This is a genomic window from Parahaliea mediterranea, from assembly GCF_003402235.1.
GTDB classification, from domain to species: Bacteria; Pseudomonadota; Gammaproteobacteria; order Pseudomonadales; family Halieaceae; genus Parahaliea; species Parahaliea mediterranea.
Map to the genome: position 1 here is coordinate 1,151,589 of NZ_QEWO01000001.1, position 20,041 is coordinate 1,171,629.

18 protein-coding genes are annotated in these 20,041 nt (G+C 63.9%); 7 read left to right on the forward strand and 11 right to left on the reverse strand.

All coding sequences use genetic code 11. From position 1 onward, the window contains the following. Positions 1–25: 25 nt before the first annotated feature. The 9 genes from bamA to rpsB all read right to left on the reverse strand — a co-directional run bounded on the left by bamA (position 26) and on the right by rpsB (position 10,140). Positions 26–2,602, reverse strand: a complete 2,577-nt coding sequence (gene bamA / locus DDZ17_RS04860; protein ID WP_241505796.1) for an outer membrane protein assembly factor BamA — start codon at positions 2,600–2,602, stop codon at positions 26–28. A gap of 127 nt (positions 2,603–2,729) precedes the next feature. Next, on the reverse strand, positions 2,730–4,085 hold the full coding sequence (gene rseP, locus DDZ17_RS04865) for an RIP metalloprotease RseP (RefSeq protein WP_116364778.1): 1,356 nt from the start codon (positions 4,083–4,085) through the stop codon (positions 2,730–2,732). Then, positions 4,085–5,278: a 1-deoxy-D-xylulose-5-phosphate reductoisomerase gene (ispC, locus tag DDZ17_RS04870; RefSeq protein WP_116364779.1), complete on the reverse strand. Its 1,194-nt coding sequence runs from the start codon at positions 5,276–5,278 to the stop codon at positions 4,085–4,087. Before ispC ends, rseP begins: the two co-directional genes overlap by 1 nt. Positions 5,279–5,285: 7 nt before the next feature. Further along, positions 5,286–6,122, reverse strand: a complete 837-nt coding sequence (locus tag DDZ17_RS04875) for a phosphatidate cytidylyltransferase (RefSeq protein WP_116364780.1) — start codon at positions 6,120–6,122, stop codon at positions 5,286–5,288. Beyond that, positions 6,115–6,894, reverse strand: a complete 780-nt coding sequence (gene uppS, locus DDZ17_RS04880) for a polyprenyl diphosphate synthase (protein ID WP_116364781.1) — start codon at positions 6,892–6,894, stop codon at positions 6,115–6,117. The genes DDZ17_RS04875 and uppS overlap by 8 nt, the downstream gene beginning before the upstream one ends. A gap of 12 nt (positions 6,895–6,906) precedes the next feature. After that, entirely contained in the window at positions 6,907–7,464 is a 558-nt protein-coding gene (frr, locus tag DDZ17_RS04885; protein WP_116364782.1) for a ribosome recycling factor, read from the reverse strand. Positions 7,465–7,495: 31 nt separating this feature from the next. Then, positions 7,496–8,221 (reverse strand): UMP kinase, encoded by a 726-nt coding sequence (gene pyrH / locus DDZ17_RS04890; RefSeq protein ID WP_116364783.1) that lies wholly within the window; start codon positions 8,219–8,221, stop codon positions 7,496–7,498. A 188-nt stretch (positions 8,222–8,409) separates the two neighbouring features. Then, positions 8,410–9,267 carry a translation elongation factor Ts gene (gene tsf, locus DDZ17_RS04895; protein ID WP_116364784.1) on the reverse strand — a complete coding sequence of 286 codons (858 nt, stop codon included), beginning with the start codon at positions 9,265–9,267 and terminating at the stop codon, positions 8,410–8,412. A gap of 126 nt (positions 9,268–9,393) precedes the next feature. Next, the gene (gene rpsB / locus DDZ17_RS04900; RefSeq protein WP_116364785.1) at positions 9,394–10,140 is read right to left on the reverse strand and encodes a 30S ribosomal protein S2; all 747 of its coding nucleotides are present in this window, start codon (positions 10,138–10,140) and stop codon (positions 9,394–9,396) included. A 331-nt stretch (positions 10,141–10,471) separates the two neighbouring features. Between rpsB and map the strand changes: the two genes are divergently transcribed. The 6 genes from map (at position 10,472) to DDZ17_RS04930 (ending at position 18,628) form a co-directional block, all read left to right on the forward strand. Then, positions 10,472–11,245: a type I methionyl aminopeptidase gene (map, locus tag DDZ17_RS04905; protein WP_116364786.1), complete on the forward strand. Its 774-nt coding sequence runs from the start codon at positions 10,472–10,474 to the stop codon at positions 11,243–11,245. Positions 11,246–11,261: 16 nt separating this feature from the next. Beyond that, positions 11,262–13,928 (forward strand): [protein-PII] uridylyltransferase, encoded by a 2,667-nt coding sequence (gene glnD, locus DDZ17_RS04910; protein ID WP_241505784.1) that lies wholly within the window; start codon positions 11,262–11,264, stop codon positions 13,926–13,928. 13 nt (positions 13,929–13,941) lie between these two features. Beyond that, positions 13,942–15,132: a succinyldiaminopimelate transaminase gene (dapC, locus tag DDZ17_RS04915; protein WP_116364787.1), complete on the forward strand. Its 1,191-nt coding sequence runs from the start codon at positions 13,942–13,944 to the stop codon at positions 15,130–15,132. Positions 15,133–15,135: 3 nt separating this feature from the next. After that, positions 15,136–15,792, forward strand: a complete 657-nt coding sequence (gene nth, locus DDZ17_RS04920; RefSeq protein WP_170150150.1) for an endonuclease III — start codon at positions 15,136–15,138, stop codon at positions 15,790–15,792. Between the two features lie 73 nt (positions 15,793–15,865). Beyond that, complete coding sequence (locus DDZ17_RS04925; RefSeq protein WP_116364788.1) at positions 15,866–17,854, forward strand: sodium-translocating pyrophosphatase; 1,989 nt, start codon at positions 15,866–15,868, stop codon at positions 17,852–17,854. A gap of 123 nt (positions 17,855–17,977) precedes the next feature. Beyond that, the gene (locus DDZ17_RS04930; RefSeq protein ID WP_116364789.1) at positions 17,978–18,628 is read left to right on the forward strand and encodes an adenylate/guanylate cyclase domain-containing protein; all 651 of its coding nucleotides are present in this window, start codon (positions 17,978–17,980) and stop codon (positions 18,626–18,628) included. Positions 18,629–18,704: 76 nt separating this feature from the next. Here the strand turns inward: DDZ17_RS04930 and DDZ17_RS04935 are convergent, their stop codons facing one another. Both DDZ17_RS04935 and DDZ17_RS04940 read right to left on the reverse strand, forming a co-directional pair. Next, positions 18,705–19,037 (reverse strand): SMR family transporter, encoded by a 333-nt coding sequence (locus DDZ17_RS04935; protein WP_116364790.1) that lies wholly within the window; start codon positions 19,035–19,037, stop codon positions 18,705–18,707. A 56-nt stretch (positions 19,038–19,093) separates the two neighbouring features. Beyond that, the gene (locus DDZ17_RS04940; RefSeq protein ID WP_116364791.1) at positions 19,094–19,525 is read right to left on the reverse strand and encodes an MAPEG family protein; all 432 of its coding nucleotides are present in this window, start codon (positions 19,523–19,525) and stop codon (positions 19,094–19,096) included. A gap of 143 nt (positions 19,526–19,668) precedes the next feature. Between DDZ17_RS04940 and DDZ17_RS04945 the strand changes: the two genes are divergently transcribed. Next, on the forward strand, positions 19,669–20,025 hold the full coding sequence (locus tag DDZ17_RS04945) for an ArsC family reductase (RefSeq protein ID WP_206613441.1): 357 nt from the start codon (positions 19,669–19,671) through the stop codon (positions 20,023–20,025). Positions 20,026–20,041: the final 16 nt, after the last annotated feature.

Consider the following 20,041-nt stretch of genomic DNA (forward strand, 5'->3'; position numbering starts at 1 on the left):
CTCCAATTATCAGTAGTAAAAAAGGTCAGAAGCCGCGGCCGAGGGTAAACTGGAAGACCTCTTCCTCGTCCTCGGGGCCCGCGTTCAGCGGCTTGGCAAGGCTGAAGGTCATGGGGCCAAAGCCGGTAATCCAGCTCACGCCCACACCCACCGAGTAGCGGAACTCGTCGCCGTCGATATCGAAGCAGTTGATCTGGTTCGACGAGCACTGGGTATTGAACACGTTACCCGCATCCACAAAGAAGGCGGAGCGCAGTTTGCTGCGATCCTTGATAAAGGGCAATGGGAACAGCAGTTCGGCACTGCCCTCGATCAGCACGTTGCCACCGAAGGGATCGGAATCGCGGTTGGGCCGATAGGTGTTGAACACCAGCTTGCCGGTTTCCGGGTCGCGCACGTAACCGAACTGGCGGCCGTCGGGGCCACCGCGCTCAGTGGCATTGCCGTCTTCGTCGATCTCGGTGACCGGCTGGTTCACGTCGTAAATCTCGGGCGGGGTACTGCGCGGGCCCAGGGTGTTGTTCTCAAACCCGCGCACGGAGCCAAAGCCGCCGGCGAAGAAGTTTTCGTAGAAGGGCAGGCCCTGGGTGTCGCCGTAGCCATCGCCGTAGCCCAGCTCGGTACGCAAGCGCAGGGTCCACTCATTGACGATGGGGAAGTAGATCTCGCCCCGGTAGGTCAGCTTGTAGAACTCAAGGTCTGAGCCCGGCACCGCCACTTCCAGCGCTACCGACTGGCTGGCGCCACGCGTCGCCAGACGGCCACGGTTCAGGGTGGACTGGGTCCAGCTGCCGGTTACCGTCCAGTTCAGGTACTCATCGCCGTGAATATCCAGGAAGCCCGGTTCGGTGGGAATGGTAAGTGACCCGTCCGGCAGGGCGTCGATCGGGTACAGCTCTTCGATGGCGGCGTAGGTACCGTCTTCCTGCACCGTGCTGTCGTAGTAGAAGTCCACGCCGTCGATCAGGCGCGGGCTGGCCTTGATCTCCTGCACCGCATAGCGGCCGGCGGTAATCTCGGTATTGGACACGCCAAAGCTGAAGCCCAGGCGCTGGGTTTCGCCAATCGGGTAGCCGAAGTTCAGGGCCGCGCCGAGGGTGTCGGTGGTGTAGCTGGCCACGTTCACTTCCGACAGGTCGGTGGAGCGGTAGAACACGTTGAAGCCGCGGCTCACACCGTCTTCGGTGTAATAGGGGTTGGTGTAGCTGAAGTTGTACAGGTCCTGGTAGCGGGAGCTGTTGAGGGCAATGCCCACCCGCCGGCCGGTGCCGAGGAAGTTGTCCTGCTGCAGGTTCAGGCCGAGGATCAGGCCGGCATCCTGGGCGTAGCCGAAGCTGGCGCCGATGCTGCCGGAGGACTGCTCCTCTACGGCAAAGTCCACGTCGATCAGGTCATCGTGGCCGGGTACTTCCGGGGTTTCCACTTCGGCCTTGCTGAAGTAGCCCAGGCGCTCAAGGCGCACGCGCGACTGCTCGATGGCGGCGGCCGATGCCGGCGCGCCTTCCATCTGGCGCATTTCCCGGCGCAGTACATCGTCGGCGGTCTTCATGTTGCCCTTGAAGTTCACCCGCCGCACGTAGGTGCGCTTGCCGGGGTCGATGAAGAATTTCATCGCCACGGTGTTGTCGTCTTCGTTCACCTCGGGAATACCGGTGACCTTGGCGAAGCTGTAGCCTTCGTTGCCCAGGCGGCGGGTCAGGTATTCCTCGGTGGAGGTGACCAGCTGCTGGGAGAAGGTCTGCCCTTCGGACACCAGCACGAAACGGCGCAGGTCCGATTCCGGCAGCACCAGGTCACCGGACAGGTCCACCTCGCCCACGGTGAACTTCTCGCCCTCGGTGACGTTGGCGGTGATGTAGACGGCTTCCTTGTTCGGCGACACCGACACCTGGGTGGAGTCGATGGTGAACTGCAGGTAGCCCCGGTCCATGTAGTAGGAGGTCAGGGTTTCCAGGTCGCCGGTGAGCTTTTCCCGCGAGTATTTGTCGTCGTTGGTGAAGAAGGAAAACCAGCCGGTGGTTTTCAGGGCGAACAGGTCGGTGAGTTCTTCGTCGTCGAAGACCTCGTTGCCCACCACGTTGATGTGCTTGATGGCGGCCACGGTGCCTTCGTCCACATCGATGTTGATGGACACCCGGTTGCGCGGCTCCGGCAGTACTTCGGTTTCGATGTTGGCGTCGTAGCGCCCCTGCTGCACGTACTGGCGCTGCAGTTCCAGCTGCATGCCTTCCAGGGTGGAGCGCTGGAACACCTGGCCCACGGCGAGGCCGGCGCTCTTCAGGCCGTCCATCAGGGCCTCGGTCTCGATGGCCTTGTTGCCCTCGATGTTGATCTCGCTGATGCTGGGGCGCTCGGCCACCACAATCACCAGCACGTTGCCGTCGCGCCCGATACGGATGTCGTCAAAGTTGCCGGTGGCGAACAGGCTGCGGGAGGCCGCGCGCAGGGCATCCTCGTTGACAATGTCGCCCACCGCCAGCGGCATGGCGGCAAACACGCTGCCGGCGGAAATACGCTGCAGGCCCTCGACGCGGATATCGCTGACAATAAAGGAGGACGAGGTCTGTGCCACCGCAAGCGGTGCCACCGTCGCCGTCGGCACAGCAATTGCCAGCTTGAGCGCCAGCCAGAGGGGGAGTCGCTTGCTCGTAGTCTTGTCAAACACCGGTATGGGCCTGCCCGAAGTCAAATTGATTGATTTTGCTTTTATCCCGCCACACTCGGTCTGATTAAAGGCGTGCGAAATCGTTATACAGGGCCAGCGCCATGATCGAGAGGACCAGGAACAGACCCAGTTGATACCCCAGCACTTGTATTTTCTCTGGTACGGGGCGCCCGGCCAGCAGCTCCACTGTGTAGTACAGGAGATGTCCACCATCGAGCACCGGGATCGGCAACAGGTTGAGAACACCCAGACTGACGCTGAGCAAAGCCAGGAAGCTAATGTAGGACTCCAGGCCCGACTTGGCGGACGCGGTGGCCACTTTAGCAATGGTGATGGGGCCGCTCAAGTTTTTTGGCGAGATCAGCCCCTGCAGCATTTTCTTGATGGAATTGAGGGTAAACACGGTCAGGTCGGCGGTGCGCTGGGCACCCGCGGCCAGTGCTTCCAGCGGCCCGCGGGAGAAGCTGCGCACCAGTTCCGGCGGCATCTCCGGCATTACCACCGCCACCCCAACGCGGCCGAAGGCCTCGCCGTCTTCGTCGAGGATACGCTCTGGCGTGATGGTGGTTTCCACCGTGCCATCGCCACGCCGCAGGCTGAGTTCAATGGCCTGCTGTGGCCGCGCGCGCACGTATTCCACCCAGTCCTGCCACAGGGGCATGGCAATGCCGTCGGCGCTGAGCACCACGTCGCCGCTCTGCAGGCCGGCCCGCTCGGCGGGGCTGTCCGGGGTGATCTCCCCGACTTCCGGCAGAATATCCGGGGTGTACATGGTCAGGCCCAGGCCGCCGAACAGATCCGGCTGCTCCTGGTCCGCCAGCCATTCGCTGACGATGGCCTCGGATTCGTAAATGACATCGGAGTCGGGGTATTTGACGGCGAAGGCAATCGGGCCGCTGTCGCCAATGCGATCGAGCAGCTGGAAGTTCACCGCCTGCCAGGTGGGGGTCTCGCGGCCGTCCACGGCGATAATTTCCTGCCCCGCCTCAAGGCCGGCCACATCGGCCACCGAGCCGGGCTTGACCTCGCCGATCACCGGGGCAAAACCACTCTCCCCCGCCATGAACAGACACCAGAAGGCGACGATGGCCAGGGCGAAGTTGGCCAGCGGGCCGGCGGCCACCACGGCGATGCGCTGCAATACGGGCTTGCGGTTGAAGGCCTGGTGCACCTCGGCCGGGTCCACCTCACCCTCGCGCTCGTCCAGCATTTTTACGTAGCCGCCAAGGGGAATGGCCGCCACGCTGTATTCGGTGCCCTGGCGGTCGCGCCAGGTCCACAGGGACTTGCCAAAACCGATGGAAAAGCGCAGCACCTTCACCCCGCAGCGCCGGGCCACCCAGAAGTGCCCGTATTCGTGCACGGCCACCAGCACAGCCAGGGTGGCGAGGGTAATGGCGATGGTATACAGCAATTCCATTAACGGTTCCGTTGTCCCACAAGGGCTTGCGCGCGGGCCCTGGCCTGCGCGTCAGCAGATTCGACCACAGCCAGTGAGTCGGGTTCAACTACCGGGATGTCCGCCAGCGTCTGCTCGATGATTGCAGGAATGGCGTCAAAACCCACCTTCCCGGCCAGGAAGGCCGCCACCGCCACCTCATTGGCGGCGTTGCACACCGCCATGGCCGTGCCGCCGGCACTGGCCGACTCCCGCGCCAGGCGCAGGCAGGGGAAGCGCCCGGTATCGGGCGCCTCGAAATCCAGCCGCCCCTGGGCGATCAAATCCAGCGGCGCCACCCCGGCGTCGATGCGCTCGGGCCAGGCCAGGCCATAGGCGATGGGCGTGCGCATATCCGGGTTGCCCAGCTGGGCCAGCACCGAGCCGTCATCGTACTGCACCATGGAATGCACAATGCTCTGGGGATGCACCACCACCTCCACCTGCTCCGCCGGCAGATCGAACAGCCAGCAGGCCTCGATCAGCTCCAGCCCTTTGTTCATCAGGGTGGCGGAATCCACCGAAATCTTGCGTCCCATATCCCAGTTGGGGTGGGCGCAGGCCTGGGCCGGCGTGGCCGCTGCAATCTGCGCCGCGCTCCAGGTGCGAAACGGCCCGCCGGATGCGGTCAGCAGCACTTTGCTGACACCGGCGCGACCGGGACGCCCGCCGCGATCCACCGGCAGGCACTGGAAGATGGCGTTGTGCTCGCTGTCTATGGGCAGCAGCAGGGCACCGGATTCACGCACCGCCTCCATAAACAGGTGGCCGGCCATCACCAGCGATTCCTTGTTGGCCAGCAGCACCCGCTTGCCCGCCCGCGCCGCCGCCAGCGCCGAGGGCAGGCCGGCAGCACCCACCACGGCCGCCATCACGGCGTCCACCGCGGCGTCTGTGGCAATGCGCAGCAGGCCCTCTTCGCCGGCAAGGACGGTAGTGCCAAGCTCCGCCGGCAGGCTGGCCCGCAGCTGTTCAGCGCTGTCGGGGCACATCATCACGGCGTATTCAGGGCGGTGGGCCAAGCACTGGTCGCGCAATGCCGCCACCGAGGTATGGGCCGCCAGCGCCCAGGCGCGGTAGCGATCCGGGTGGCGGGCAATCACGTCGAGGGTGCTGACACCGATGGAGCCGGTGGAACCCAGCACCGATACGGCCTGTTGCGCAGGGTGGGTCATAGTCGAACTACCAGCCCGCCAGCAGCAGGCCGAGGGCAAACACCGGGGCGGCGCCGCAGATGCTGTCCAGGCGGTCCAGCACGCCGCCGTGGCCGGGCAGGATGGAACCGCTGTCTTTGACCCCGCTCTCGCGCTTGACCATGCTCACGGTGAGGTCCCCCACCACCGAGGCCAGGGCGGTGCACAGTGTCACCGCGATCACCGCCGTCAGGCTGACGTGGGCCATCTGCGGCGGCAGCAGATACCAGAACACCACCGCCAGCAGCAATGCCGACGCCATGCCACCCCAGAAGCCCTCCCAGGTTTTGGCGGGGCTGACCGCCGCCGCCAGTTTGTGCTTGCCAAAGGTTTTGCCGGCAAAGTAGGCGCCGATGTCCGCCGCCGCCACCACCAACACCATGCATACCATAACGATGCCGCCGCGGGGGAAGCTCAGCAGATAGACCGCCGCCACCCAGGCAAAGGCCATCACCAGCAAGCCCATGAGCGTGCGCGCGGGCACACTGCCCCAGAGCACCGCGCTGGTGGGATACCCCTTGACCCACAGCAGCAGGAAGGACCACCACAAACAGCCCAGCCCCAAAATCGGCTGTACATCGTCAGGGCTTGGCTGGCGGCCGAGGCCGCAGTAAACGTACAGGCCGGCCAGCAGGCCCAGGTTCAAAAGGACATAGGCGCTGCGCGCCAGCGCCGGCCGCCAGCCCGCCAGCGGGGCCCACTCCCAGGCGCCCAGCGAAACCACCAGGGCAAAAAACAGCGCCAGACCCGGCAGCGGCAAAAAGGCCATGGCCGCCAGAAACAAACCTGCCATCACCAGGGCGGTAAACACGCGCTGTCTAAGCATCGCCACCTCCGGCAACCAGATCCCCGGTGGGGCGCAGGCCAAAACGCCGCTCGCGGCGGTTGTAATCCGACAGGGCGCGGGCAAATTCGAGTTCACCAAAATCCGGCCACAGGGTATTGGTGAAGTACAGCTCGCTGTAGGCAAACTGCCACAACATGAAGTTGCTGATGCGGGCATCGCCGCCGGTGCGAATGCACAGATCCGGGGGCGGCAGGTCTGCCACCGCGATGTGCGCCGCCAGGTGCTCTGGCGTTACCGCGTCAACGGCCAGTTCCCCGCGCTGCACCTGCTCCGCCACTTTGCGTGCCGCCTGGGCGATATCCCACTGGCCGCCGTAGTCGACGGCAATCACCATGGTGGCCGCAGTGTTGTTGCCAGTGAGCTGTTCACTCTGGCGCATCAGGCGTTGCAGGCGCTCGCTGAAACGATCGCGCCGGCCGATAAAGCGCAGGCGCACATTATCGCGGTGGAGTTCGCGCACTTCATTGCGCAGGTAGCGCGACAGCAGGGCCAGCAGGGCCCGCACCTCGGGCTGGGGGCGCCCCCAGTTCTCGCTGGAAAAAGCGAACAGGGTCAGTACTTCCACACCGCTGTCGCGGCAGGCGCGCAGCACTCCCCGCACCGCTTCAACACCGGCGCGGTGGCCGGCGGGGCCCGGCACACCGTTGCGACGGGCCCAGCGGTTGTTGCCGTCCATGATGATGGCAACGTGGCGGGGAACGACCCGGTCTGATGTGGAATTTCCCTTGTCAGACCCCTCAACTGTAGGCATGGACGCGATGGCTTAGATTTCCATCAGGTCTTCTTCTTTGGTGGAGAGCATGGCCTCCACCTTGGCGATGTACTGGTCGGTGAGCTTTTGCACCACGTCCTGGCCACGGCGCTCATCGTCCTCGCTGATTTCCTTTTCCTTGACCATTTCCTTCAGCATGCCCATGGCATCGCGGCGGGCGTTGCGCACGGAAACCCGGGCAGCCTCCGCCTCGGCACGGGCCTGGCGGATATAGCCCTTGCGGGTTTCCTCGGTCAGCATCGGCATGGGAATACGGATCACTTCACCAGCGGTGGCCGGGTTGAGCCCCAGGTCCGATTTGTAGATGGCCTTCTCGATGTCGGGGATCATGCTCTTGTCCCAGGCGGTCAGCACCAGGGTCCGGGCATCCTCAACGTTCACGTTCGCTACCTGGTTGAGCGGCGTTTCGGCGCCGTAATAGCTGACCTTCAGGCCATCCAGCAGGCTGGGGTGGGCGCGCCCGGTGCGAATTTTGTTGAAGTTGTGGGTCAGCGCTTCCAGGCTCTTGTCCATGCGCTCGGCCGCTTCCGATTTGATATCTTCAATCATGTTTCTCTCCTGTTTTATGCCTGGCGCGGGCTTATTCGATCAGGGTGCCATCCTGGCCGCCGCGAACGATGTTCAGCAGCGCGCCGGGCTTTTCCATTTCGAACACTCGCACCGGCATATTGTGGTCCCGGCACAGGCAGATGGCGGTCAGGTCCATCACTTCCAGTTTTTTATCCAGCACCTCGTCGTAGCTCAGGCGCTCGTACTTCACCGCGTCCGGGTACTTGAAGGGGTCGGCGGAGTACACGCCGTCCACTTTGGTGGCCTTCAGTACAAGGTCCGCCTCTACTTCAATGCCACGCAGGCAGGCGGAGGAATCGGTGGTAAAGAAGGGGTTGCCGGTACCGGCGCTGAAAATCACCACATCGCCATTACCCATGGCGCGAATCGCCTTGCGCCGGTCGTAGTGATCCACCACCCCGCTCATGGGAATGGAGGACATGACCTGGGTGGCAATGTTGGAGCGCTCCAGCGCGTCGCGCAGGGCAAGGGCGTTCATCACAGTGGCCAGCATGCCCATGTGGTCGCCAGTGACCCTGTCCAGACCGGCCGCCTGCAGTGCCGCGCCGCGGAACAGGTTACCGCCGCCCACCACCAGCCCCACCTGCACGCCGATACCGACGAGCTGGCCGATTTCCAGGGCCATGTGATCGAGGACTTTGGGGTCAATGCCGAATTTTTCCGACCCGGTGAGGGCCTCACCGCTGAGTTTCAGCAGGATACGCTTGTACTTTTTGTCGCCTGAGCCTTGGGGCATGAATCTGGTCTCCTGAGCTGGGGGCGTATATTACAGGACATTAGTGTTACACCCCAGTGCTATTTGGCGCCTCTCTTGCTCCGTCCACGCTCCGTTCACGCTCCATTCTCTCTCCAATCCCACTTCCCACTCCCGCCCCCACAACGAAAAACGGGGCCGTTCGGCCCCGTTGGATTCGCGCTGTGGACTCAGCCTTTGAGCTGGGCTGCCACCTCGTCGGCAAAGTCGACTTTCTCGACCTCGATGCCCTCACCCACTTCAAAGCGAACGAAGGAAACTACCTCGGCACCGGCGTTGGCAACCAGCTTGCCAACGGTGATATCGGGGTCCTTGACGAAGGCCTGCTCCACCAGGGAGTTTTCGGCCAGGAATTTCTTCACGCGACCACCAATCATCTTCTCGATGATTTCGGCCGGCTTGCCGGATTCGGCGGCCTGGGCGGTGTAGATTTCCTTCTCTTTGGCAATGGTTTCTTCCGGCATGTCAGCCGGGGATACCACGCGCGGGTTGACCGCGGCCACGTGCATGGCAACGTCTTTGGCCAGATCCTGGTCGCCGCCTTTCAGCTCAACCAGTACCGCGATGCGGTTGTTGCCGTGTACGTACTGGCCAACCACGCCGGCATCGGCCGTGATCAGCTCGACACGGCGCACGCCAATGTTCTCGCCGATTTTCTGCACCAGGCCTTCACGGTCAGCTTCCAGCTCGCCGGCCATCAGCGCGGCAACGTCGGTCTGCTTGGCGGTGAAGGCGGCCTCGGCCACCTTGCCGACAAAGGCCAGGAAGCCAGCGTCGCGGGCAACGAAGTCGGTTTCGCTGTTCACTTCAAGCACAATGCCGTAGGAGCCGTCTTCGGCCACACGGGTGGCAACCACGCCGTCGGCGGCGGTGCGGCCAGCCTTCTTGGCGGCCTTCATGCCGCTGGACTTGCGCAGTTCTTCGATGGCTTTCTCAACGTCGCCACCTGCTTCGGCCAGGGCTTTTTTACATTCCAGCAAGCCCAGTCCGGTGCGCTCGCGGAGTTCTTTAACCAGTGCTGCAGACATAGTGTCCTCCTGCTTGTCCCCCTCGGGGGAAAATTCCTGTCATGCGAAACATCCCCGCCTGACGCTGTGGCCACCGGGGATGATGAGGGGCCCCGGTGACAGTATCGTGACCGGGGCGGGCGAGACTTACTCGGCGGCGGCTTCGGCGGTTTCTTCGACGAACTCGTCTTTGGCTACCACGGCCTCACCTGCTTCGGAGCGGCCGGCCACACAGGCGTCGGCCACGGCGGTCACGTAGAGCTTGATCGCGCGGATGGCGTCGTCGTTGCCGGGGATAACGTAGTCCACGCCGTCCGGGTTGGAGTTGGTGTCCACCACGCCAATCACCGGAATGCCCAGCTTGTTGGCCTCGGAGATGGCAATGCGCTCGTGGTCAACGTCGACAACGAACAGCGCATCAGGCAGGCCGCCCATGTCCTTGATACCACCGATGGAGCGCTCGAGCTTCTCCATGTCGCGGGTGCGCATCAGGGCTTCTTTCTTGGTCAGCTTGGCGAAGGTGCCGTCGGCCTGCTGGGCTTCCAACTCGCGCAGACGCTTGATGGAGGCGCGGATGGTTTTGTAGTTGGTCAGCATGCCGCCGAGCCAGCGGTGGCTCACGTAAGGCATGCCGGCGCGCTCCGCCTGCTCCTTGATGATCTTGCCCGCGGCGCGCTTGGTGCCCACGAACAGGATCTTGTTCTTGTTGCCAGCCATCTGCTTCACCAGGGTCAGCGCTTCGTTGAAGGCCGGCACGGTGTGCTCGAGGTTGATGATGTGGATCTTGTTACGGGCACCAAAGATGAACTTGCCCATCTTGGGGTTCCAGTAACGGGTCTGGTGACCAAAGTGTGCGCCCGCCTGCAGCAGGTCGCGCATGCTTACTTGCGACATAATCAATACCTTGTATTTGGGTTAGTCCTCCACATATCCCCCGCCCCAAACCGGCGAACCGGCACCCTGGGAGAGGTTGCGATATGTGTGCGGCGTTAGTTCCCGCCAGCGTCGACAACCCCAAACCAGAGGGCCGCCCGCAGCGAGGCGCGCTTTATACCACAGCGCCACCCCCGATTAAAGGCGAAATTGGCGCCAAACTGCCGTTTCTGGCGACACGCCTGCGCTTTTGTCGGCCGCTTGCGGTAGAATAGCGGCCCTCTGCCGCCCAGGCCCCGGCCACATCGGCCTGCGCCCCGGCACTAAAGTCTGAATTTTCAATAGGTTAGCAATGGCGGTATCCATTAAATCAGCCCAGGACTTGGAACACATGCGGGTGGCCGGCCGGCTGGCCGCGGAAGTGCTGGAAATGATCGAACCCCTCGTGGAACCCGGCATCACCACCGGTGAGCTGGATCGCATCTGCCACGAGCACATCACCCAGGTCCAGAACGCCATTCCCGCCTGCCTCGGCTACCACGGCTTTCCGCGCTCCATCTGCACCTCCATCAACGAGGTGGTGTGCCACGGCATTCCCTCCGACAGCAAGAAGCTGAAAAGCGGCGACATCATCAACATTGATGTCACGGTGATCAAAGAAGGCTTTCACGGCGACACCAGCATCATGGTGCTGGTGGGCGACGTGCCGGAGCACGCCCAGCGCCTGGTGCGCGTCACCCAGGAGTGCCTGTACAAGGCCCTGGACATCGTGCGCCCCGGCACCACCCTGGGCGATATCGGCCACGTCATCCAGCAACACGCCGAGAAAAACTACTATTCGGTGGTGCGCGAATACTGCGGCCACGGCATTGGCGAGGTGTTCCACGAAGACCCCCAGGTGCTGCACTACGGCAAACCCGGCGCCGGGCTGGTGCTGGAGCCTGGCATGACCTTTACCATCGAGCCGATGATCAATGCCGGCCGCCGCCACACCAAGCTCAACCAGAAGGACGGCTGGACGGTCACCACCAAGGATGGCCGCCTGTCGGCCCAGTGGGAGCACACCATCGGGGTGACCGAGGACGGCTGCGAAATTTTTACCCGCCGCAGCAACGAAAGCTTCTGAGGGAGACCCAGCCCCGATGACCGCCGCCCACCCTTCACTGCCCGAGGCAATGTTCGATGTGGCGGCCTTTACCGCCGACCTGGAGGGCGCCCAGCCCATCCCGCGCTGCAAGGCGGCGCTGAAAAATGCCGGCGCGTATCTCGACCGGCAGTTTCACGCTGGGGTGGAAGCCGGTGACCTGATTCGCCTGCGCGCCCGTTTTATGGACGCCCTGCTCGGCACTCTCTGCGACCGCCAGCAGTGGCCTGAACAGTTCGCCCTGGTGGCAGTGGGCGGTTACGGGCGCGGCGAATTGCACCCGCGCTCGGACGTGGACATCCTGCTGCTGGTGGGCGACGACAGCGAACACTGCCGCGAACCTATCGAAGCCTTTCTGACCCTGCTCTGGGACATCGGCCTGGACATTGGCCACAGCGTGCGCAGCGTGGCCGAGTGCCGCGAGGCTGCCGCTGGCGACATCACCATCCTCACCAACCTGATGGAAGCCCGGGTGATTCGCGGCAGCGACGCCTTGATGGCGGCCGTGGCCGAGGCCATCGCGCCGGACAACATGTGGCCCATCGGCGAGTTCTTCCGCGCCAAAATGGCGGAGCAGGAAGCGCGCCACAACAAGTACGCCGACACCGAGTACAACCTGGAACCCAATGTGAAGGGCTCTCCTGGCGGCCTGCGCGACCTGCAGGTGATCGGCTGGATCGCCGAGCGCCACCTGGGCGTGGCGGGTATCGACGACATTCCCTCCGGCGAATTCCTCACCCCCGACGAGCGCCGCATCCTGCAGCGCGGGCGTGAGTTCATGTGGCGGGTGCGCTACGCCCTGCACATGGTCACCGGCCGCGAGGAAGACCGCCTGCTGTTCGACCACCAGCGCGCCCTGGCCGAGCTGTGGGGCTTTGAGGACGGCGACAAACTGGCGGTGGAGCAGTTCATGCAGCTCTACTACCGCTGGGCCCTGTCCCTGGGCCAGCTCAATGAAGTGCTGATCCAGAACTTCGACCAGTCCATCCTTGCCGCCAGCGGCGACGACGATCTGCGCGAGATCAACGAGCGCTTTCGCACCCGCAACGGCTACCTGGAGGTGATCGACCCCAACCTGTTCCAGCACTACCCTTCGGCCCTGCTGGAGGTATTCCTGCTGGGGGCGCAGGACAAATCCATTCTCGGCATCGGCGCGCCCACCATCCGGCTGATCCGCGACAACCGCCACCTGATTGACGACCACTTCCGCGCCGACCCGCGCAACCACCAGTTGTTTCTCGACATTCTGCGCGCGCCCTACAAGGTCACCCGACAACTGCGGCGCATGACCCGCTACGGCATCCTCGGCACCTACCTGCCGGAGTTCGGGCGCATTGTCGGCCAGATGCAGCACGACCTCTTCCATGCCTACACGGTGGACGCCCACACCCTGGAAGTGATCCAGAACATGCGCCGCTTTCAGAAGGCGGACTATGAAGAGCGCTTTCCGGTGTCCAGCCGGGTGGCGCGGCGGCTGCCGAAAATCGAACTGCTGTACATTGCCGGCCTGTACCACGATATCGGCAAGGGCCGCGGCGGCGACCACTCGGAGCTTGGCGCGGTGGATGCCGAGCGCTTCTGCCAGCAACACGGCCTGCTGCAGCGCGACACCAACTTGGTGGTGTGGCTGGTGCAGAACCACCTGCTGATGTCGGCAGTGGCCCAGCGCAAGGACATCTCCGACCCGGAGGTGATCCAGCAGTTTGCCCAGCACGTGGGCGACCAGCACCGGCTGGATTACCTGTTCTCCCTGACCGTGGCGGATATCAACGGCACCAATCCCAACCTGTGGAATGCCTGGCGCGGCAGCCTGCTGCGCCAGCTCTACACCGAAACCAAGCGCGCCCTGCGCCGGGGCCTGGAAAACCCGGTGGACAAGCAGGTGTGGATTGACGAGGCGCGCAACGCCGCCATCGATATTCTGGAATACCGGGGCTTTACCCTGGAGGAGCTGGACGAGCTATGGCAGGAGCGCGGCGAGGACTACTTTCTGCGCGAGCGGGCCGAGGATATTGCCTGGCACACCGAGGCCATTGCCGGCCACCACGACAAGAGCCAGCCGCTGGTACTGATCCGCTCGTCCAATGATTCCAGCGTGGCCAATGCCACCCAGATTTTCATCCACGCGGTGTACACCCCCCAGTTATTCTCCCGCGTGTGCGCCGAACTGGAACAGTTGGACCTCAGCGTACACGATGCGCGCATCTACAACGCCAACGACAACATGACCCTGGACACCTTCTTCGTGCTGGATTCCGACGGCGGCTCCATTGCCGAGGACGGCGCGCGCCTGCGGCACATCAAAGAGCACCTGTCCCACAGCCTGGGCCCGGAGGGCGGCAAACCCAGCGTGGTGCAGCGCCTGACGCCGCGGCAGATGAAGTCCTTCGCCATTCCCACCGAAACGCGCATGAGCGTGGACAGCATCAAGCATGTCAGCGTGCTTGAGGTGGCCTCGCCGGATCGCCCCGGCCTGCTGGCGCGCATCGGCCAGGTATTTGTCGAGCAGGATGTGGTGCTGCAGGCGGCCAAGATCCAGACCCTGGGCGAGCGGGTGGAAGACGTGTTCTTTATCACCGACGAAGACGACCAGCCCATTACCGACCCGGCGCGCTGCGAAGCCATCCAGCAGGCCATTCGCGACCGCCTCGACAAACAGCTTTAAGGCAACACCACCGATGAATCCACAGCTAGAGCTGCTGCACCCCTACCCCTTTGAAAAACTGCGCGCGCTGTTCGCCGACATCACCCCCAGCACCGCCCACAGCCCGATCGCCCTGTCCATTGGCGAGCCGCGCCACACCTCGCCGGCGTTTGTGCAAAAGGCCATGGCCGAGCACCTGGACAAGCTGGCCAACTACCCGGCTACCGCGGGCATTGCCGCCCTGCGCGAAGCCATTGCCAGCTGGCTGACACGGCGCTTCCAGTTGCCGGGCGTGGATACCGAGCGCCAAGTCCTGCCGGTGAACGGCACCCGGGAGGCGCTGTTTGCCATCGCCCAGGCGGTGATTGCACCGGGCTCCGGCGCCAGCGTGATCTGCCCCAATCCCTTCTACCAGATTTACGAGGGCGCGGCCCTGCTGGCGGGGGCGCAGCCGGTGTTCATCGACTGCCGGCCCGACAACCACTTTGTGCCCGACTTCGACAGCATCAGCGCCGAGCAGTGGCAGCGCTGCCAGCTGCTTTACCTGTGCAGCCCCGGCAACCCGAGCGGCGCGGTGCTGCCACTGGCAACCCTGCAGCGCTTGATAGGGCTGGCCAAAGAACACGACTTCGTGATTGCCAGCGACGAGTGCTACTCGGAAATCTACCCGGACGAGAACAACCCGCCCCCCGGCCTGCTGCAGGCCTGCGCCGCGATGGGCGATAGCAGCTACGCCAACTGCCTGGTGTTCCACAGCCTGTCCAAGCGCTCCAACCTGCCCGGGCTGCGCTCCGGCTTTGTTGCCGGCGATGCCGAGCTGATTGCCAGCTTCCTGCGCTATCGCACCTACCACGGCTGCGCCATGCCCCTGCACCACCAGTACGCCAGCATTGCCGCCTGGGGCGACGAGGCCCACGTGGTGGAAAACCGCCGCCTGTACCGGCAAAAGTTTGACGCGGTGCTGGACGTGCTTGCGGGGCACCTTGACGTCAGTCGGCCCGACGCGGGCTTTTACCTCTGGCCCGCCACCCCGGTGCCCGATACCGACTTTGCCCGCGCCCTGCTGCGCGATGCCAACGTGACCGTGCTGCCCGGCCGCTATCTGGCCCGGGACGCCGGCAACGGCAACCCCGGCGAGGGCCGCGTGCGCATGGCGCTGGTGGCCGAGCCCGATGCCTGTGTCGAGGCCGCCCGGCGCATGATCGACGTCATCCGGGGCCTGTAAAGCATGCTGAAAAAGGCCGAGCGGGTTGCCTACATTCTTGAGCGCCTGCAGCAACTGTACCCCGAGACCCCGGTGCCCCTGGACCATAGCGACGCCTTCACCCTGCTGGTGGCGGTGCTGCTCTCGGCCCAGTGCACCGATGAGCGCGTCAACCAGGTGACCCCGGCCCTTTTCGCCGTTGCCGACAATCCCACCGACATGGCCGCATTGGAAGTAGAGCAGATTCGCGAGATCATCCGCCCCTGCGGCCTGTCGCCGCAGAAGTCCAAGGCCATCAAGCGCCTGTCGGAAATATTGCTGGAAGAACACAACGGCGAGGTGCCGGCAGACATGGAGGCCCTGGAGCGCCTGCCCGGCGTGGGCCACAAAACCGCCAGCGTGGTAATGTCCCAGGCCTTTGGCGTGCCGGCGTTTCCGGTGGATACCCACATCCACCGCCTGGCCCAGCGCTGGGGGCTGACCAACGGCAGGAATGTGGTGCAGACCGAGCGCGACCTGAAGCGCCTGTTCCCCGAGGCGTACTGGAACCGCCTGCATTTGCAGATTATTTTTTACGGCCGGGAGTACTGTACCGCCCGCGGCTGCGACGGCCGGGTATGTGAGATCTGCCGCACCTGCTACCCCGAGCGCAAGCACCCGAAGAAAACCCTGAAGCCCTGACCCCTTGTAAGGCCCCGACCAACCCGGTTAGCATGCGGTAGGCCTCCCAACTAAATAACAATGGGTGTCAGCTATGACGGAGTATCTTGCAATACCCGTGGTACTGGGCGTCGTGGGACTGGTGGTGGCATTCGTGATTTATCACGTAATGACCCGGCACAACCATGGCGAGGGGCAAGTCAAAAAGATCGGCGACCAGATTCACCTGGGCGCCATGGTCTTCATGAAGCGCGAATACCGAATGCTCGGCCTGTTCGCCCTCGTTTTGCTTATCGGTCTGTATGTCTCCCCCCTGGGCTTCAACACCGCCCTGTCCTTCCTGGTGGGCGCCGTGGCCTCTGCCACCGCCGGCTACCTCGGCATGTTCTCCGCCACCAAGGCCAACGTGCGCACCGCGGTGGCGGCGCATACCCACGGCGCGCCGCTGGCACTGACCATCAGTTTCTACGGCGGCTCGGTGATGGGCCTGTGCGTGGCCTCGCTGGGGCTGGTGGGGCTCGGGGGCCTGTACTGGTACTTCGGGGGCGACCCGGCCACCGCCCACGCCATTCACGGCTTTGGCATGGGCGCCTCCACCGTGGCGCTGTTTTCCCGGGTGGGCGGCGGCATCTACACCAAGAGCGCCGATGTGGGGGCCGATCTGGTGGGCAAGGTGGAGGCCGGCATTCCCGAGGACGACCCGCGCAACCCCGGGGTGATCGCCGACAATGTGGGGGACAATGTCGGGGATATCGCCGGCATGGGCTCGGATATTTTCGAGTCCTACTGCGGCGCCATGATCGCCTGTATCGCCATTGCCTCCACCCTGCATGTGGCCCACGCCAATGAACTGATGTTCCTGCCCCTGGCGCTGGCCTCACTGGGCCTTGTGTCATCCTTTGCCGGCATTGCCCTGGTGCGCCTGCGCAGCAGCGCGGCGCCAGAGGCGGCCCTGCGCACCGGCACCATATTCGCGCCGGTGGTGTTTGTGGCCCTGGCCTGGCTGCTGATCGACGCGATGGGGCTGGGAGGCAATATCTGGTGGTCGGTGGTGTGCGGGGCGGTGGGCGGCGTGCTGATCGGCCTGATCACCGAGTACTACACCGGCGCCGCGCCGGTGCGCAAAATTGCCCGCTCCGGCGAAACCGGCCCCGCCACGGTGATGATCACCGGGCTGGCGGTGGGCATGCAGTCGGTGGTGCTGCCCATCCTGTTCCTGGCCGCCATTATCTTTATTTCCACCCACCTGTCGGGCCTTTACGGTGTTGGTATTGCGGCGGTGGGCATGCTGTCCACGGTGGGCATCACCATGGCCATCGACGCCTATGGGCCGGTGGCGGACAACGCCGGCGGCATTGCCGAAATGGCCGGCATGGGGGAAGAAACCCGCAAAATCACCGACGGGCTGGACGAGGTGGGCAACACCACCGCCGCCATCGGCAAGGGCTTTGCCATCGGCGCCGCGGCCCTGGCGGCGCTGGCGATTATCGCCGCCTTTGTGGAAACCGTGCAGGTGCACAACCCGGGCTTCACCCTGGAGCTGTCCAACCCCACGGTGCTGGTGGGCATGTTCATCGGCGGCACCATTCCCTTCCTGATCGCTTCCATCACCATGACCGCGGTGGGCGACGCCGCCTTTGACATGATCAACGAGATTCGCCGGCAGTTCCGCGAAATCCCCGGGTTGCTGGAGGGCAAGGCGGAGCCGGACACCGCCCGCTGTGTGGATATTGCCACCAGCGCCGCCCTGCGCCGCATGATCCTGCCCGGCAGTATCGCCGTGGGCGCGCCGATTCTGGTGGGTTTTGGGCTGGGGGCGGCGTCCCTTGGCGGCATGCTCGGCGGCGCCCTGCTGGGCTGCGTGCTGATGGCGCTGATGATGGCCAATGCCGGCGGCGCCTGGGACAACGCCAAGAAATACATCGAAAAAGGTAACCTTGGCGGCAAGGGCTCCAGCACCCACGCCGCCGCCGTGGTGGGCGATACCGTGGGCGACCCCTTCAAGGACACCTCGGGGCCCTCCATGAACATCCTGATCAACGTCATGGCCATCGTCAGCCTGGTGATCGCCCCCTTACTGTGAACCCGGTCACAAGCTGGGGCCAAAGTGGCCCCAGCGTCGGCCAGATTCCGGGAGAAAGCGCGCTGACTGTCTAGAATCGGGGTTTTGGACTAGCCTTGAATAATAAACGGGCAAGGAGGCACCATGATTGTAGACGGTGACAACCTGTTTCAGTGCATGTCACGGATGATAGCCGAGGGTTGCGAGCCCACCGAAAACGAGCAACTGCTCTGGGATCGCTACGGCGAAACCGTGGCCATTCTCATCATCGATTCGTCCGGCTTTTCCCGCACCTCCCAGAGCCACGGCATTGTGCACTTCCTGGCCCGCCTCATGCAGCTGCGCCACATCTGCGAGGCGATCATGGAGCAGCACCACTGCAAACACCTGCACTTCGAGGCAGACAACGCCTTCGCCACCTTCAATTCACCCACCGATGCAGTACGCGCCGCCCTCACCCTGCAGCAGGCGGTCTACCGCTCTGGCCTGATGCTGAACGAGAACGAGCGCTTTCGCATCAGCGCGGGTATCGGTTACGGCAGGCTCCTGTACTCGGAAACCCTCGAAGGCTATTTCGGGGAGGAAATGAACATCGCCTCCAAGCTCGGGGAAGACCTTGCCTGCGGCGATGAAATACTGCTGTCGGAGGCAGTCTACCGGGCCGCGCGAGAAGCCATGCCCCAGGGCCTTAAGGCCTGCCACACCGACATCTCGGGCATCACCCTGAACTACTACCGCTACTGCTTCCAGCCGGCATCCCCGAGTGTGCGGGAAGTGCGGGCGAGCGGCCGCTAAAGCCACAGCACCCGCGGGCCGTTTGCCGCACGCCGTCGTGAGCCGCATTGGCCAGGCGCAGCATCCGCCGCACCGGTCAATGCACACTCATTCGGGAAAACAGGTTGATCACCAGCACGCCGAGAATGATCAGCGCCATGCCCAGGGCGCTCGCGGCGTCAATTTTCTGGCCGAACAGCAGCCAGCCGGCGAGGGATATCAGCACGATGCCAAGGCCCGACCAGATCGCATAGGCGATGCCGATGGGAATGGCCCTGAGAGTCAGTGACAAAAAGTAAAAGGAAATGGCATAGCCAGCCACCACCACCAGGCTGGGCCAGAAGCGGGTAAAGCCCTCGCTCCCCTTCAGGCTGGACGTCGCCACCACCTCGGCGACAATCGCGACGCCCAGAAACAGCCAGTTCTTCACTTTTACATCCTCATGCTTTACCGCCGGGGCGCAGGTTCCCGCCCGCCAGCAGGCATCTACAACAGCAGCGCCAGCGCCGCCCGAATCACCATTACCCACAACGCCAGGGAGGCAATAAGGTAGGCCAGGAAGCGGTGCATCACCCTGTTGTAGCTGCAGTGCACCAGGCTGTGCAGGCAGCGAAATACCACAAAAACCCAGGCGCATACGACGTAAAAGCCATCCACCTGGGTATAGAAGGTCAGGTACAGGCACAGGGCGTAGAAGACAACCGGCAACTCCACCAGGTTGCGCAGGTTGTTGGCCGGGGCCTGCACCTGGGCCGGCAGCAGGGACTCCACATCCCCCGGCGCCTTCAGCTGCTCGGCGTCAATCTTGTTGGCGCCCAGGTAGGCCATGCGGCGCGCAAACATCACCAGCCACACCACCATCGTCAGCAAAAACATGACCATCATGGGGGCCGCCAGGCCCTGCAGGGAAGCGTTCATCGGTAGATCCTTATTCTGGTTATGATCGGGTGGCACCACGATAGCAAAGCGCGCCGCCGGCGCGCTACAACCGGCCAAGCCAATTTGCTATGCTACGCGCCCGCTGCAGCACCCCCTTCCGACCACTTCCGCAGGAGCTCCCCGTGATTACCCTCTACGGCATCAAGAACTGCGACACCGTACAGAAAGCCCGGCGCTGGCTGGACGATCACCACATCGACTACCACTTCCACGATGTTCGCGAAGACGGGCTGAGTCAGGCGCAGGTGGCGCTGTGGGTCAGCGAACTCGGCTGGGAAAACCTGATCAACAAGCGCAGCACCAGCTGGAAGGCGCTGAGCCCGGCCCAGCGCGAGGGCATGGACAACGCCAGCGCCGTGGCCGCCGTGCTTGAGCAACCCACCCTGATCAAGCGCCCCCTGCTGGACACCGGCCAGGAGCGGCGCACCGGCTTCAAGGCCGACGACTACCAGGCGCTGTTCAGTCGCCACACCCTCTGATTCAGAACAGGACACC